Genomic DNA, 14,343 nt, shown 5'->3' with positions numbered 1-14,343 from the left:
TTCGGCACGGCGGGGTTCGCGGCCCCTTATGTCTCGCGTCCGAGTGGTCGATACTTGCTCCTTCGTCGCATCGTCTCGGCCACTCGGGCGCGAGACGGCCGCGAACGGTCGCTCGTATGACTCGCTCCGTGGTGGTTGCGTGGGCGTGCAGTGTCCGTATCTCTGGCCGTGCCTTCGGCATGGTGGGGTTCGCGGCCCTTGGGTCTCGCGAACGGTCGCTTTGTAGGACTCGCTCCGTGGGGGTGGGTTGGGAGCGGGAGGTGCCTGGTGGGTGCACGGGGTGGTGTGGGGTTTGGGTGGTTGGGGTGTGGGTTGTCTGGGGTGTGGTGGTGGTTCGAGGGATGGATCCGGGGGTGAGATTGGTGTGGTGCCGGGTTCGGGGGTGGGTGAGAAATGGTGCCGGTTCCTGGAGAGGGAGCGGCGGGGGTGGGGTGCGTCAGGGGGTGTGGGTGGACAGCCAGGTTTGCCATTGGGTTATGAAGGTTTGGCGGTCCACCTTCAGGGTTTCCCTCAGGACTCGGTCTTCGGCCTGGTTGTCGGCGGGGGTCGCGGCCAGGTGACGGTAGAGGGTTACCAGTGCTTGTTCTCCGAACTTCTCGGCCGTGAAGGCGCATGCCGTCCATGCCGCCTCGTAGGCTTCGGCGGCGTGGGGGCCGGTGAGGTCGGCGGGGGTGGGGAGTTCGGTGGGCACGGCGCCGGATCGTAGGCGGGCGGCTACGGTGGGGGCGATTTCGGCGAAGGGGTGGTCTTGGCCCCGGTGGGCGGCGTATTCGGCGAATCCTTCGAGCATCCAGGGGGGTGCGCCGTCCGCGGTGATCGCGCGGGTGGCCACGTGGGTGAGTTCGTGGCGCAGGAGGGTGCGCAGTTCCGCGGACGAGAGGCGGCGGCCCGCTTCGGGGCTGAACACCACTCGCTGGGTGGGTTCGGTGCCGCGGGCGAAGGGGTCGGTGACCGTCACCGCGGCCACCGCGCCGGGCAGGATGCTGGTGGAGCGGACCAGGGCCGCGAATTCGGAGGAGTTGGCCGCCACGACTATCAGGGCCGTCGGAACGTGGCCGCCACCGAGCAGGTCGGTGATGGCGGCGGTGGCGGGAGCCAGTTCGGCGCCGAGGACGGCCATTTCGGAGCGTTGGTCGGCGTGTCCGACCACCAGCGCGTCGCGGTCGTTGCCTGCGGCGGGGAAGCGTTCGGCGACGATCTCGCCGAAGGGTTCCATCGTGCGGCGGACGGGATCCAGCCTCGGGTCGTCGGCGGTGACTTCGCCTAGTGACGCGGCGACGCCGGGCTGGGCCGACGTGGTCCGCGGCTGGGCGAGCTTCGGCAGGAGCAGCAGCGCGCCGCAGACGCCTGTCAATGCGACGACCGCGGTGAAGGCCACGGCGAACCGAGCGCGCCCGCGCATGGGGCTCAGTATCGCCGCGCGGAATGGAAGGGGGTCGTATTGATGGGGGCGACGGCCACGGGCACGCCGAAGGTCGAGGCGTGCAACATGAGTCCGTTGCCCGCGTAGATGCCGACGTGCGAGATATCCGAATAGAAGAAGATCACGTCACCGGGCTGCATCTGGTCCTTGGGCACGGGGATACCGTAGTTCGCCTGCTGCGAGCTCGTACGCGGCACATCCTTGCCGACCTGCTTGAACGCCCACTGCACCAGCCCGGAACAGTCGAACTGGTGCGGGCCGGTCGCCCCCCACACGTATGGATCGCCCACCCTGGTCAGCCCCGCGGCCAGCGCGCTGGTTCCGCTGCCGGGCACCAGGCCCTGGAGCAGGGTGTCGCGGTCGAATCCGGGCGGGAAGGGAGATCCGGCCAGCGCCGACTTGTCCCGCGTGGACAGCGCGCCCCACGCCTCGACGACCGCGGCGATGGCGCCGCCCAATTCGCTGCGCTTGTGTTCGAGATCGGAGCGCACTTCCTCGGCCTTGTCGGCGGCACCGCGCGCGGCGTCGGCGGCCGCGCGCGCGGCGGTCTCCGCGGTCTGGGCGGCGTCGCTGGCCTTCTTGAAGTGTTTGAGCTGCTCGGTGGTCTGGGATTCCACCACGCCCAGTGTGGACATCTGATCCAGTAGTTGCTGCGGGGAATCGCTGACCAGCACCGCGAACATCTTGTTCGTGCGCGCGCCCTGGTAGGCGGCGATGGCGGTGCGGTCGATGACCGGCTGGAACTTGCGCACCTCTTGGCGGGCCGCGTCGACGGCCGCGGTCTTGGACGCGAGCACCGTCTCGGCATCGTGCTGCGCGGAGAGTTTGGCGTCCAGATCGGACTGGGCCTCGAGCGCCTGCTGGTTGAGCTGTTCGGACTGACGCGACAGGTCGATCATGCGCTGCACGGCCTCGCTCGCGCTGGAGGGCATGGCCACCGGATCGGCCGTCGACGGGCCCGCGCCGTAGGGAATCGCGATGAGCACTCCGGCCGCAAGTACGCCTCCCACCAGACGTCTACTCGAATGTCTTCGGTGTGCTGCCACGGCCTGCGCTGCCCCGTTCTGTCGAGCGACGATGATTCCGGGCGGGGACCGAATAGGCGCTCTGTGATCCCGTGACCGGAAAGGTCTCGGTTAGGTTACGGAACGGCCCGGACCGTGTCCAGCAGAGCGCTCATCGGTTACTTCGGCCGGGCGTGGCGCCGGGCCGCGGTGCGTCCGGCGCCGTCGGATCAGAAGTGCCGGGCGCCCGCGAACGGCATCGAGGAGATGGGCGCGATCCGCACGGGAGTGCCCGAGGTGGACGCGTGGACGACATTGCCGTCACCCGCGTAGAGACCGGAGTGGCCGCCGCCGTAGAACGACACCAGGTCGCCGGGTTGTAGGGCGTCCAGGGATACGGGTGTACCCGCCGACAGCTGGGCGCCACTGGTGCGCGGTAGGTCCATACCGGCCTCCCGGTAGGCCCACTGGACCAGGCCGGAGCAGTCGAAGGCGTCGGGGCCCGCGGCGCCGTAGACGTAGGGCGCGCCGAGCTTGCTCATGGCCGCGTCCAGGGCGACCTCGCCGAGGCTCTTCTTGGGCGCGACGAACGGCAGGGGCGCGCTCGGGGCCTCCAGGCCGGGAATGCCGGGCGGAATACGGATCTCGTCGGGGACCTCGAAGGTTCCCACGCCCGGGATGGTGACCGGCTGCGCCGACGCGGTGGCGGGCAGGAGCATCGCGCCGATGGTGGCAGCGCCGACGGCTCCAGCGGCGACGGCACGCCGCGCCTGTCGCTTGACGGTGATGGACGCCATGATGCGGTACTTCCAATCTGCCCCACGACGCCGCACCCGGTGGCGCGGCTGACAGTGGCCCGCCACGATCGCGGCGAGACTCCGTGAGGTCTCGAAAAGGTTACGAACACATCACGGTGGTTTGTAAAGACGTCGCTGCGCGGAATGCCGTTTTTCGGCAAATGCGGATGTAATCGCGTGGGATATTTCTCACAGCAATCACGAAACGATAACGAAGACGGTTTTTCGCGAGGCGCGCCGGTTGGCCCCGCCCGGGTTGTCGGGTGCGTCGCGCGAGCGCCGAGCCGTGGGCGGCCGCCGTTGCGCCAGTTCGGGCCGTGGAACCGGCTGGTACTACCGTGCCGAAATTGGACGCTTGTCCAGAAATGTCCAAGATGGTGCCGATTGGTCTGGTTCGTGATCTTGGGCCGTCCGGGCAGCGCGGTATTCAATGCGTATCGCACATGAATGTGTGGTGCGCCACATTCACGTGTAGTCGATCGGTCGGCGGGCATCGAAACGAAATCCTCGCGGTGTGATCCCGGCATTCCGCGTGCGCCCGAGCGCGCCCATCTCTCGGTCGCCACCGCTCGTCCGTGTCATACCCGGCTGTCATACCCCGGCTCTACGCTGCACGCCGTGCCCGACCCCGCAGCGCGCCCGGCGTCCACCCGCCAGTTGGCCTTCGACGAGCTGGATACCCCGCTCTACGACGTGACCTTCGTGGTGGTCGACCTGGAGACCACCGGCACGAGCCCCGACCGGGACGCCATCACCGAGATCGGCGCGGTCAAGGTGCGCGGCGGCGAGGTGCTGGGTGAATTCGCGACGCTGGTCGATCCGGGAGTGCCCATACCGCCCGCGGTCGTGCACGTCACCGGGATCACGACCGCGATGGTGGCCGCCGCGCCGCGCATCGAGGCGGTGTTGCCCGGATTCCTCGAATTCGCCGCGGGCTCGGTCCTCGTCGCGCACAACGCGCGCTTCGACACCGCCTTCCTGCGCGCGGCGGCCGCGCGCCTGGACACGCCCTGGCCCGCCTTCACCGTGCTGTGCACCGTCAAACTGGCCCGCCGGGTGCTGAGCCGGGACGAGGCGCCGTCGGTGCGCCTGGGTGTACTGGCCCGGGTGCTCGGCGCGGGCACCGAACCCACCCACCGTGCCTTCGAGGACGCCAAGGCCACCGTCGACGTTCTGCACGCGCTCATCGCGCGGGTCGGCAATCAGGGCGTGCACAGCCTCACCGAATTACTGGACTATCTGCCGGGGGTGACCCCGCGCACGCGGGCCAAACGGGTACTGGCGACCGATCTGCCGTCCGTGCCCGGTGTCTATCTGTTCCGCGGTCCCGCCGACGAGGTCCTCTACATAGGAACCGCCGTGAACCTGCGCCGCCGCGTGCGCACCTACTTCACCGGTTCGGAGACCCGTGGCCGGATCAAGGAGATGGTGTCGCTGGCGACCCGGGTGGACCACGTGGTCTGCGCGCACGGACTGGAGGCGGGAGTGCGGGAGTTGCGGCTGCTCGTCGCGCACGCGCCGCCCTACAATCGGCGCTCCAAATTTCCCAAGCGGGTCTGGTGGCTCACCCTCACCGACGAACCCTTCCCGCGATTCGCGGTGGTGCGCACCCCGATCTCGGATGCGCTCGGCCCCTTCCACTCCCGTCAGGACGCCACCGAACTCGCTGCCACCATCGCCGAGTTCGCTGGCCTGCGCACCTGCACCACCCGGTTGGGGCGGCGCGCGGTACACGACTGCCCGCAGGCCGCGGTGGGCGGCTGCCCGGCGGCGACACCGTACGGAATCCCGCGCGACGCCGCCGATTACGCCGCCGCGCCCGCCGCGGTGCGCGCGCTGTTCGCGGGCCGCCACGACGACATCCTGCGGCGGATGTTCGAGCGGATCGACACCTGTTCGCGGGCCGAACATTTCGAGGCCGCGGCCCGCCTGCGCGACCGGACTGCCGCGGTGGTCAAGGTGCTGTCGCGCACCCAGCGACTCGCCGCGCTCGCGCGCATCGCCGAATTGATCGCCGCGGGACCCGACGGCGCGGGTGGATGGGAGTTCGCCGTCATCCGTCACGGTCGACTCGCCGCGGCGGGCGTCGCGCGTCGGGGGACGCCGCCCATGCCGGTGGTCGAACAGCTCGTCGCCGCGGCCGAGACCGTCATTCCCGATGGCGGTTCCGAACCGCTCGCGCCGATCGACGCCGAGTGGGACGACCTCCCGGCCGCGGGACCGCCGTTGCGCGGTGCGCCACCGGAGGAGATCGGACTGGTGAGCCGCTGGCTGGCGCGCCCGGGCGTGCGTATCGTGCGGACCACCGAGGGCTATCGCGAACCGCTCAACGGCGCGGCGCGCAGGCTCGGGTGGGTGGAGGTCGCGGTGGCCGCCGCCCGAGCCACGCACGCGGGTGAGGACTACGTGGCGGCCACCGCGGGACCCGGTCGCGATCCGGCGGCGCGTCCGACCGCTGTGCCGCCGCGCAGCCTAGGCTGAGCGCCATGATTAACGCGATCGTGCTGATCCAGGCCGACAACGGCCGAATTCCCGAAACCGCGCAGGCGGTGGCCGATACCGACGGAGTCACCGAGGTGTATTCGTGCGCGGGAGATGTGGATTTGATCGCGATCGTGCGGGTGCGCGATCACGAGCAGATCGCCGAGGTGGTGACCGGGCGGATCGACAAGACGCCGGGCGTGCTGCGCACCGTCACCCACATCGCGTTCAAGTCCTATTCGCGCGCCGATGTGGAGGCCGGATTCTCCCTGGGCGAGTGAGGCGCTAGCCGATCTGGACGGAGGAACCCGAGACCGTCGCGCTCTGCGTCGGCGTGAGAACGACGGTCATCTCGCCGCGGCAGCCGGGCCAGGCGAAGATCATGATCGTGGTGTCGGTGTGGTTCTCCACCGCCAACTGGGCCGGACTGCCACCGACGTCGAAGCAGCCGTCGGGATCGCGGTGGACCGAACCGTTGACGACCACGCTGCCGAGTGCGGCGAATGCCGGGGGAGCGGTGAGGATCAGGCCCGTCACCGCCAGCGCACCGAAAGCCGCGCGCATCATGGTTGTCACTCCTCGTGGTCCGTGTGTCGATCGCGGCCCATCAGGTCGGTGCGGGCCGTATCCGGGACCGGTGCTCCGCAACTCCAGCGGTGCGGGCCGGGTCCATCGAGGATTGTGCCTGGCGCGGCGAACCACTGCTAGACAAGACCGGTCGGTTTTGAGCGGAGAATCTGCCCTGCTCGCCCGACCCGGTCAGTCCTCGCCGAGGGTTTGGGTCAGTTTCGCCCAGCTCTCCAGCAGCGCGGCAGCCTTGCCGCTGTCGATCGCCGCCGCCGCGCGCTCGATTCCCGCGGCCAGTGCCGCGTGGATGTCGACGTCGAAATCCAGTTCACCCTTGGACAGGCCGTAGGCGACCAGTGCCGCCGCGGAATTCACCAGCACCGCGTCCCGTACCGGACCCGCCGATCCTGCCAGCACATTTCGGGCGACTCCCGCGTTCACTTCCGCGTCCCCTCCGCGCAAGGCGTCCAACTCGACCCGCGCGATACCGAGGACGGTCGGATCGATGACGGTCTCACGCGACCGGCCACCGGAGACCACCCACGTGGCGGTGGTGTCGGAGGTGGTGATCTCGTCGAGTCCGTCGTTGCCGCGGACCACGAGGGCGCTCGCGCCGCGGTCGGCGAAAACGCCTGCGACGACCGGCAACAGGTCCGAGAAGGCGCAGCCGATCAAGCCCGCGCGCGGTTGCGCCGGATTGGTGAGCGGCCCGAGGACATTGAAGACGGTGGGTATGCCGATCTCCTTGCGCGCCGGACCGGCGAAGCGCAGCGCGGGATGGAACAGCGGCGCGAAGCAGAAGCCGATTCCGACTTCCCGCACCGACCGGGCCACCGATTCGGGACCGAGCGCGAGTTTGACCCCGAGCGCCTCGAGCACGTCGGCGCCGCCGCTCTTGGAGGAGGCCGCCCGATTGCCGTGCTTGACCACCGGGACGCCCGCCGCGGCGACCACGATCGAGGACATGGTGGAGATGTTCACCGAACCGGAGCGGTCGCCGCCGGTGCCGACGATGTCGACCGCGTCGCCGTCGATGGAGACCAGGCGCGCGTGACCGAGCATGCCCCTGGCCATGCCGGACAGTTCCGCGGGCGTTGGGCCCTTGATCTTCATGGCGACCCCGAAGGCCGCGATCTGGGCCTGGGTGGCGTTGTCGGTGAATATCTCGTCGATCACCCACGTCGTGTCGTCGGCGGCCAGGTCGCCGCCGTCGGCGAGCGTTCCGAGCACCCGGGGCCAACTACGCACGGTCATCTTCACATTCTCCCGTCACCGCCGATTCGCGCACCAGTGTGTCGCGAAGCAGCCTAGTCGGCATGCCATTTCCGGCGTCTCAGGTTCTCCTCATCCGTGGCTGTCATAGTGGGCGCGCCGACCCGGTCCGCACACATCGTCGCGTCGCGCCCATCCCTCCCGAACTGGGCAAATGCCCGCGGGGCGGTCGCGCGGCGAGACTCCATGCTCCCGTGCGATTTCCGACACGGAGCGAGAAGTTCCACACCCGACTACTGCTGTCGTACTACGACGAGTCATACTTACCCGGTGACGACCGCAGTAGGGACCCCAGGATCGGCCATAACCCAGCGTGTGCACTCGCTGAACCGGCCCAACATGGTCAGCGTCGGTACCATCATCTGGCTGTCGAGCGAGCTGATGTTCTTCGCCGGCCTCTTCGCCATGTACTTCGTCGCGCGCGCGCAGGCCAATGGGAACTGGCCGCCGGAGCCCACCGAATTGAACCTGGGCTTGGCCGTGCCGGTCACCGCGGTGCTGGTCGCCTCGTCGTTCACCTGCCAGATGGGCGTGTTCGCCGCCGAGAAGGGCGACGTGTTCGGACTGCGCCGCTGGTACGTCGTCACCTTCCTGATGGGCGCGTTCTTCGTCAGCGGCCAAGGGTACGAGTACTACCACCTGGTCCACGAGGGCACCTCCATCTCGAGCAGCGCCTACGGTTCGGTGTTCTACATCACCACCGGCTTCCACGGTCTGCACGTCATCGGTGGTCTCATCGCCTTCGTGTTCCTGCTGATCCGCACCAAGCTCAGCAAGTTCACCCCCGCGCAGGCCACGGCCGCGATCGTCGTCTCGTACTACTGGCACTTCGTCGACATCGTCTGGATCGCTCTGTTCGCGACGATCTACTTCGTCCGCTGATCTCGGTCCGAGACCCACAGCATTTGCACAAGTCGGTTCCGTCTACTCCAAAGGGACACAGATGAGTTCATCTCCCCCGTCAGCGCCAGAGCCCGCCGGTCCGAGCGCGGCGTCCAGCCCCGACGGCAAGGTCGGCCAGGCCGCCAGGATTCGCAGGCAGCGGCGCACGCGGCGGCGTATCGCCGGCGGTCTCGCGCTGTTGGTCGGTCTGGTGGGAGCCGGCTTCCTGGCGACCGCGCTCACCCCGGAGCCGCAGGTCGCCACCGCTCACGAGGATCAGTCGGCGCTGATCCGCGAGGGCAAGCAGTTGTACGAGACCTCCTGCATCACCTGCCACGGCGCGAACCTCCAGGGCGTGAACGACCGCGGCCCCAGCCTCATCGGCGTCGGCGAGGCCGCCGTCTACTTCCAGGTCTCCACCGGCCGCATGCCGCTGGCCGCAAACCAGGCGCAGGCCACCCGCAAGCCGGTCAAGTTCGACGCGCAGCAGACCGACGCCCTGATGGCCTACGTGGCCGCGAACGGCGGCGGTCCCACCGTCGTGCGCGACGCCAACGGGGAGATCGCCCAGGAGTCGCTGCGCGGCGACGACATCGGCCGCGGCTCGGAGCTGTTCCGCATGAACTGCGCGTCCTGCCACAACTTCACCGGTAAGGGCGGCGCGCTGTCCTCCGGCAAATACGCGCCGCCGCTGAACGAGGCCACCGAGCAGCAGCTCTACACCGCGATGGTCAGCGGCCCCGAGAACATGCCGAAGTTCTCCGACCGGCAGCTCTCGCCGGAGGAGAAGCGCGACATCATTGCCTACATCAAGAACGCCGAGGAGGAAGGCGCCCCGGGCGGATACGGTCTCGGCGGCTTCGGGCCCGCGACCGAGGGCCTGGCCATCTGGGTCATCGGGATCACCGCTGTGGTCGGCGGCGCGATGTGGATCGGATCGCGCTCATGAGCGATAAGGAGTCGAACGAGATGGGTCGGCCGGATGAGGGCCACGACGACGTGACGTTGTCGAAGACGCAGAGCACCGGGCACGTCCCGGCCGCGCCCACCGAGGAAGAACTCGACGCGATGACCCGCGACGAGCTGGTCGAACTCGGCACCCGCCGCGACGGCGTCGACGTCGCCTATCGCGCCGAGCGGTTCCCGATCCCGGGCACCCGCGCCGAGAAGCGGGCCGAACGACAGGTCACCTTCTGGTTCGCGCTGTCCGCCCTCGCCGCGGCCGCGCTGATCGGCGTCTACCTGTTCTGGCCCTGGGAGTTCAAGGGCGAGGGGCAGGACAAGCACGGCCTCTACCTGCTCTACACCCCGCTGGTCGGCCTCGCCTTCGGCGTTTCGGTGTTGGCGATCGGCATCGCGGTCGTCCTGATCCGCAAGAAGTTCATCCCGCCGGAGCTGTCCATCCAGGAGCGTCACGACGGCCCCTCCGACGAGGTCGAGCGCCGCACCCTCGTGGCGCAGCTCGCCGACGCGGGCGAGACCTCCACCCTGGGTCGCCGCAAGATGATCACCCGCACCGCGGGCGCGGGTGTCGGCGTTCTCGGCATCGGCGCGCTGCTCGTCTTCGTCGGCGGCATGGTCAAGAACCCCTGGGCCAAGGGCGACAAGTCGCCGCTGTGGGTCTCGGGCTGGACCCCGGACTTCCCCGGCGAGACCATCTACATCCGCCGCGACACCGGTCGCCCCGAGGACATCGTGCTGGTGCGCCCCGAGGACCTGGACGCGGGTTCCATGGAGACGGTGTTCCCGTGGAAGGAGAAGTGGCGCGGTGACGAGCACGCGACCCTTCAGTCGCTGCGCGGTATCCGCAATGCCGTCATGTTGATCCGCCTGCGCACCGAGGACGCGCAGAAGGCGATCAAGCGCAAGGGCCAGGAGAGCTTCAACTTCGGCGATTACTTCGCCTATTCGAAGATCTGCACCCATCTCGGTTGCCCGACCTCGCTGTTCGAGCAGCAGACCAATAAGATCCTGTGCCCTTGCCACCAGTCGCAGTTCCTTGCGACAGAATGGGGTAAGCCGGTCTTCGGTCCCGCTGCCCGCGCGCTGCCGCAGCTGCCGATCACCGTCAACACCGAGGGCTACCTGGTCGCCAACGGCGACTTCATCGAGCCGCTCGGACCGGCTTACTGGGAGCGTCGATCATGAGTCGTGTGGCAACACAAGCAAATGAGATGGACGAGCGGTATCGCGCCGCGGCGTTCGTGAAGCGGTCGATCAACAAGGTCTTCCCGACCCATTGGTCGTTCCTGCTCGGTGAGATCGCGCTGTACAGCTTCATCATCCTGTTGCTGTCGGGTGTGTACCTCACGCTGTTCTTCGACCCGTCGATGAGCGAGGTCGTCTACAACGGCGCTTATCAGCCGTTGCGCGGCGTCACCATGTCGCGGGCCTACGAGACCGCGCTGAACATCTCCTTCGAGGTGCGCGGCGGTCTGTTCGTACGCCAGGTGCACCACTGGGCGGCGCTGCTGTTCGCGGCCTCGATCATCGTGCACCTGTTCCGCATCTTCTTCACCGGCGCGTTCCGCAAGCCGCGTGAGGCCAACTGGGTCATCGGCTGTCTGCTGCTGATCCTGGCGATGTTCGAGGGCTTCTTCGGGTACTCGCTGCCCGACGACCTGCTCTCCGGTACCGGCCTGCGCGCCGCGTTCTCCGGCATCACCATCTCGATCCCGGTGATCGGCACGTGGATGCACTGGCTGATGTTCGGCGGCGACTTCCCCGGCGACATCATCATCCCGCGCCTCTACATCGCCCACGTGCTGCTGTTCCCCGGCATCATCCTGGCCCTGATCGCCGCCCATGTGGCGCTGGTCTGGTACCAGAAGCACACCCAGTTCCCCGGGCCGGGCCGCACCGAGAACAACGTGGTCGGCGCGCGCATCATCCCGGTGTTCGCCGCGGACCAGGGCGCGTTCTTCGCCTTCACCCTTGGCATCGTCGGCATCATGGGCGGCGTACTCCAGATCAACCCGATCTGGAACCTCGGACCGTACAACCCCTCGCAGGTGTCGGCGGGTTCGCAGCCCGACTTCTACATGATGTGGACCGACGGCATGGCGCGCCTCATGCCGCCGTGGGAGCTCTACCTGGGCCGCTACACGATTCCCGCGGTGTTCTGGGTCGCGCTCATCATGGGTCTGGTGTTCACCGTGCTCATCGTCTACCCGTGGATCGAGAAGCGCCTGACCGGCGACGACGCGCCGCACAATCTGCTGCAACGGCCGCGTGACGTGCCGGTGCGCACCGCGATCGGCGCGATGGCCATCGCGTTCTACGTGGTGCTCACCCTGTCGTGCGTCAACGACATCCTGGCGCTGAAGTTCGACATCTCGCTGAACGCCACGACCTGGATGGGCCGTATCGGCCTGCTGGTCGTGCCCCCGCTGGCCTACTTCCTGGCCTACCGGTTCTGCATCGGCCTCCAGCGCAGCGACCGCGCGGTGCTCGAGCACGGCATCGAGACCGGTGTGATCAAGCGTCTGCCGCACGGCGAGTACATCGAGGTGCACCAGCCGCTCGGCCCGGTCGACGACCACGGCCACCCCATCCCGCTGGAGTACCAGGGTGCGCACGTGCCCAAGAAGATGAACAGGCTCGGTTCCGCGGGCAGGCCGGGTACCGGCAGCTTCCTGCGCGCGGATCCCAAGGCGGAGTCCGACGAGCACTTCCGTATCGAGCACGAGGAAGAGCACAAGCAGCTGAAGGTGCTGGCGAAGGCTCAAGAAGAGGCGCGCAACGGCAAATCCGGCCACTGACCGCCCCTCGCCCGAGGCCCCGAGTCGATTCCGGCTCGGGGCCTCGGCCGTTTTCCGGGCGAAGCTGACCTCAGTGCTTCTCGATGTCCGCCGCTTCGGTGCTGGAATATGGTCGATTTCGACCGATCTCGACGAAATCAAGGATCTGACCGGCATCTTCTGGAACATACGCGTGTAGGGTGTATCCGTGTTGATTCGGTTCGAAGTCGCAAACTTCCGTTCGATACTCGACCCGGTCGAGCTGTCGATGGTTGCTGTCGATCGCGACCGACCGGGTGCTCGTGCAGCCGAATTACTGGGCGTTCATCTCCTCACCGTGGCCGGAATATACGGGCCGAACGCCTCCGGTAAGTCGAATGTGCTGCTTGCGATCCAATGGATCCGGCACGCGGTGACGAACTCGGTGCGCTGGCGCACCGACAAGATCCCGATCGAGACCTTCGCATTCGAGGGCGGTAACGATCGGGCTACAGAATTCTCGATCGAGCTACTCGTTCATGGAGTTCGGTACGAGTACTCCCTGGAGCTGACCAGTGCGGGAGTTCGCTACGAGGGGCTCTTTCACTATCCGGAGAAGAAACGTCGTCGCATCTTCGAGCGCGAAGGGATGTCGCTCGTTCTCCAGCGGGGACTCGGCGACCTGTCCGGCACACGTCAACTGCTGACCGACGTCACCTTGGCGCTCTCGGCTGCCGACCGCTTCCACGAGGCGGTTGTATCCGAATTCGTACGTGCGCTTCGCGCGCTGACTGTGTGGCGATCGGGCGCTTTCTACCGGCGTCCGATCGGGTTCTCGGTGCGTCCTACCGAGAGTTGGTTCGACTTTCCATTCACCGAGGACGAGGATCAACTTTCGTTGGATGATCTCGATTCGGTGGTGGACCCGCGCGGATCCTCTCAACATAAGAAGGATCGCAGGCAGGCGCTCGCTCTCTTGAAGCTGGCCGACCTCGGTATCGATGATGTCGTGTTCGAGGAAGTTTCGACCGAGGTCCGTCCCGGAGAATTCCAGGTGGTCAGGCGGCCGAGGTTGGTCCATCGCGCCTTCGACCGGGCAGTTCCGTTCGATCTCGCCGCAGAGTCGAATGGCACGCGCAATTGGTACAACCTGATAGGCCCTGTGCTCCAAGCGCTCAGGTCGGGTTCGATGCTGGTGCTCGACGAGATCGACGCCAGTCTGCATCCGACGCTGTCGGCTCAACTGCTCGGACTTTTCGGCGATCCCGTCACGAATCCGCTGGGAGCTCAGCTGATCTTCACGACCCACGATACGAGTCTGCTCAACCATCTGAATCGAGACGAGGTCTGGCTCACCGAGAAGCTTCCCACCGGCGCGACGAGGCTGGGGGCACTGGCGGATTTCGCCGGGGAACGGGTACGAAAGTCGCAGAATCTGGAGAACGCCTACTTGCACGGCAGATTCGGGGCATTGCCGGATGTCGATCGGGCAGAATTGCTTCGCGCGCTCGGAATCATCGGCTGAACGTGGGGGTGCGACACAGGCGGGGGCGTCCCTTGACGAGACGGACCGCTACACGCGATGAACTACGGACAATCGTTCTCTTCTGTGAGGGTGTGAATACGGAGCCCGACTATTTCAAAGCGGTGAAGAAATTGCCGACGGTTCGTTCGCGGACCTCCGTTCGTATCGAGCTCGACCCGGAGCACGGTGCTCCGGTACACCTCGTTCGATGCGCTGTCGAACGATTGCGCGACGAGGAGGTTGATGAGTGCTGGTGTGTCTTCGACGTCGAGTGGCCCCAGAATCATCCCAACCTCGAAGAAGCGGTGAAGCTCGCGGAGGAGCACGGTGTCGGTCTGGCGATTTCGAACCCTTGTTTCGAGCTCTGGCTGATTCTGCACCACCGCCCGCACACAGCGTTTCTCGACAACCGAGGCGCGCAGCGGGACTGCCGAGCGCTCGGCGGCATCGACGGCAAGCGTATCGACGCGGAAGCGGTCTATATGCCGCTACGGCAGCACGCGGTGCGGCGAGCCGAGCAGTTGACGCGACGCCATGTTGACAATCGCGTCGCGTTCCCTGCCGACAATCCGTCCTCCTCCGTATTTCGACTCATGCGTGCGCTCGAACCGCCGGACTCGACAGTCGTGTAGGGGTCAGCGGCGGCGGGCGGCCTCGATGGCCTCGAATTTGG

13 protein-coding genes are annotated in these 14,343 nt (G+C 67.3%); 8 read left to right on the top strand and 5 right to left on the bottom strand.

Features of this window, described 5'->3' with window-relative positions; translation table 11 throughout:
• Window positions 1-436 precede the first annotated feature (436 nt).
• The 3 genes from APZ21_RS11360 to APZ21_RS11350 form a co-directional block, all read right to left on the bottom strand.
• Window positions 437-1,402, bottom strand: a complete 966-nt coding sequence (locus APZ21_RS11360; protein ID WP_054813245.1) for a hypothetical protein — start codon at window positions 1,400-1,402, stop codon at window positions 437-439.
• Between the two features lie 5 nt (window positions 1,403-1,407).
• Window positions 1,408-2,433, bottom strand: a complete 1,026-nt coding sequence (locus tag APZ21_RS11355) for an NlpC/P60 family protein (protein WP_082393017.1) — start codon at window positions 2,431-2,433, stop codon at window positions 1,408-1,410.
• A 224-nt stretch (window positions 2,434-2,657) separates the two neighbouring features.
• Entirely contained in the window at window positions 2,658-3,224 is a 567-nt protein-coding gene (locus APZ21_RS11350) for a C40 family peptidase (protein ID WP_054813243.1), read from the bottom strand.
• 618 nt (window positions 3,225-3,842) lie between these two features.
• On the opposite strand from APZ21_RS11350, the gene APZ21_RS11345 reads away from it, so the two are divergent.
• Window positions 3,843-5,705: a DEDD exonuclease domain-containing protein gene (locus APZ21_RS11345; protein ID WP_082393016.1), complete on the top strand. Its 1,863-nt coding sequence runs from the start codon at window positions 3,843-3,845 to the stop codon at window positions 5,703-5,705.
• A gap of 5 nt (window positions 5,706-5,710) precedes the next feature.
• Entirely contained in the window at window positions 5,711-5,986 is a 276-nt protein-coding gene (locus APZ21_RS11340) for an Lrp/AsnC family transcriptional regulator (protein WP_054813242.1), read from the top strand.
• Window positions 5,987-5,990: 4 nt separating this feature from the next.
• Here APZ21_RS11340 and APZ21_RS11335 read toward each other — a convergent pair whose 3' ends face one another.
• Together APZ21_RS11335 and trpD are read right to left on the bottom strand one after the other, a co-directional pair.
• Complete coding sequence (locus APZ21_RS11335) at window positions 5,991-6,272, bottom strand: hypothetical protein (RefSeq protein ID WP_054813241.1); 282 nt, start codon at window positions 6,270-6,272, stop codon at window positions 5,991-5,993.
• 192 nt (window positions 6,273-6,464) lie between these two features.
• The gene (trpD, locus tag APZ21_RS11330) at window positions 6,465-7,526 is read right to left on the bottom strand and encodes an anthranilate phosphoribosyltransferase (protein ID WP_054813246.1); all 1,062 of its coding nucleotides are present in this window, start codon (window positions 7,524-7,526) and stop codon (window positions 6,465-6,467) included.
• A 288-nt stretch (window positions 7,527-7,814) separates the two neighbouring features.
• On the opposite strand from trpD, the gene ctaE reads away from it, so the two are divergent.
• From ctaE to APZ21_RS11300, 6 genes are all read left to right on the top strand, one after another.
• On the top strand, window positions 7,815-8,426 hold the full coding sequence (gene ctaE / locus APZ21_RS11325) for an aa3-type cytochrome oxidase subunit III (RefSeq protein ID WP_082393015.1): 612 nt from the start codon (window positions 7,815-7,817) through the stop codon (window positions 8,424-8,426).
• 61 nt (window positions 8,427-8,487) lie between these two features.
• Window positions 8,488-9,375, top strand: a complete 888-nt coding sequence (gene qcrC, locus APZ21_RS11320; protein ID WP_082393014.1) for a cytochrome bc1 complex diheme cytochrome c subunit — start codon at window positions 8,488-8,490, stop codon at window positions 9,373-9,375.
• Between the two features lie 20 nt (window positions 9,376-9,395).
• Entirely contained in the window at window positions 9,396-10,574 is a 1,179-nt protein-coding gene (gene qcrA, locus APZ21_RS11315) for a cytochrome bc1 complex Rieske iron-sulfur subunit (RefSeq protein WP_082393019.1), read from the top strand.
• On the top strand, window positions 10,571-12,187 hold the full coding sequence (gene qcrB / locus APZ21_RS11310) for a cytochrome bc1 complex cytochrome b subunit (RefSeq protein WP_054813237.1): 1,617 nt from the start codon (window positions 10,571-10,573) through the stop codon (window positions 12,185-12,187). The genes qcrA and qcrB overlap by 4 nt, the downstream gene beginning before the upstream one ends.
• Before the next feature lie 187 nt (window positions 12,188-12,374).
• Window positions 12,375-13,670 (top strand): AAA family ATPase, encoded by a 1,296-nt coding sequence (locus tag APZ21_RS11305; protein WP_054813236.1) that lies wholly within the window; start codon window positions 12,375-12,377, stop codon window positions 13,668-13,670.
• Window positions 13,671-13,672: 2 nt separating this feature from the next.
• The gene (locus APZ21_RS11300; RefSeq protein ID WP_338048716.1) at window positions 13,673-14,302 is read left to right on the top strand and encodes an RloB family protein; all 630 of its coding nucleotides are present in this window, start codon (window positions 13,673-13,675) and stop codon (window positions 14,300-14,302) included.
• Window positions 14,303-14,343 lie beyond the last annotated feature (41 nt).

The sequence above is a fragment of the Nocardia arizonensis genome (genome assembly GCF_001310275.1).
Taxonomy (GTDB): domain Bacteria; phylum Actinomycetota; class Actinomycetes; order Mycobacteriales; family Mycobacteriaceae; genus Nocardia; species Nocardia arizonensis.
The sequence above is the reverse complement of the archived record's forward strand: the minus strand, read 5'-3'. Positions and strand labels throughout refer to the sequence as shown.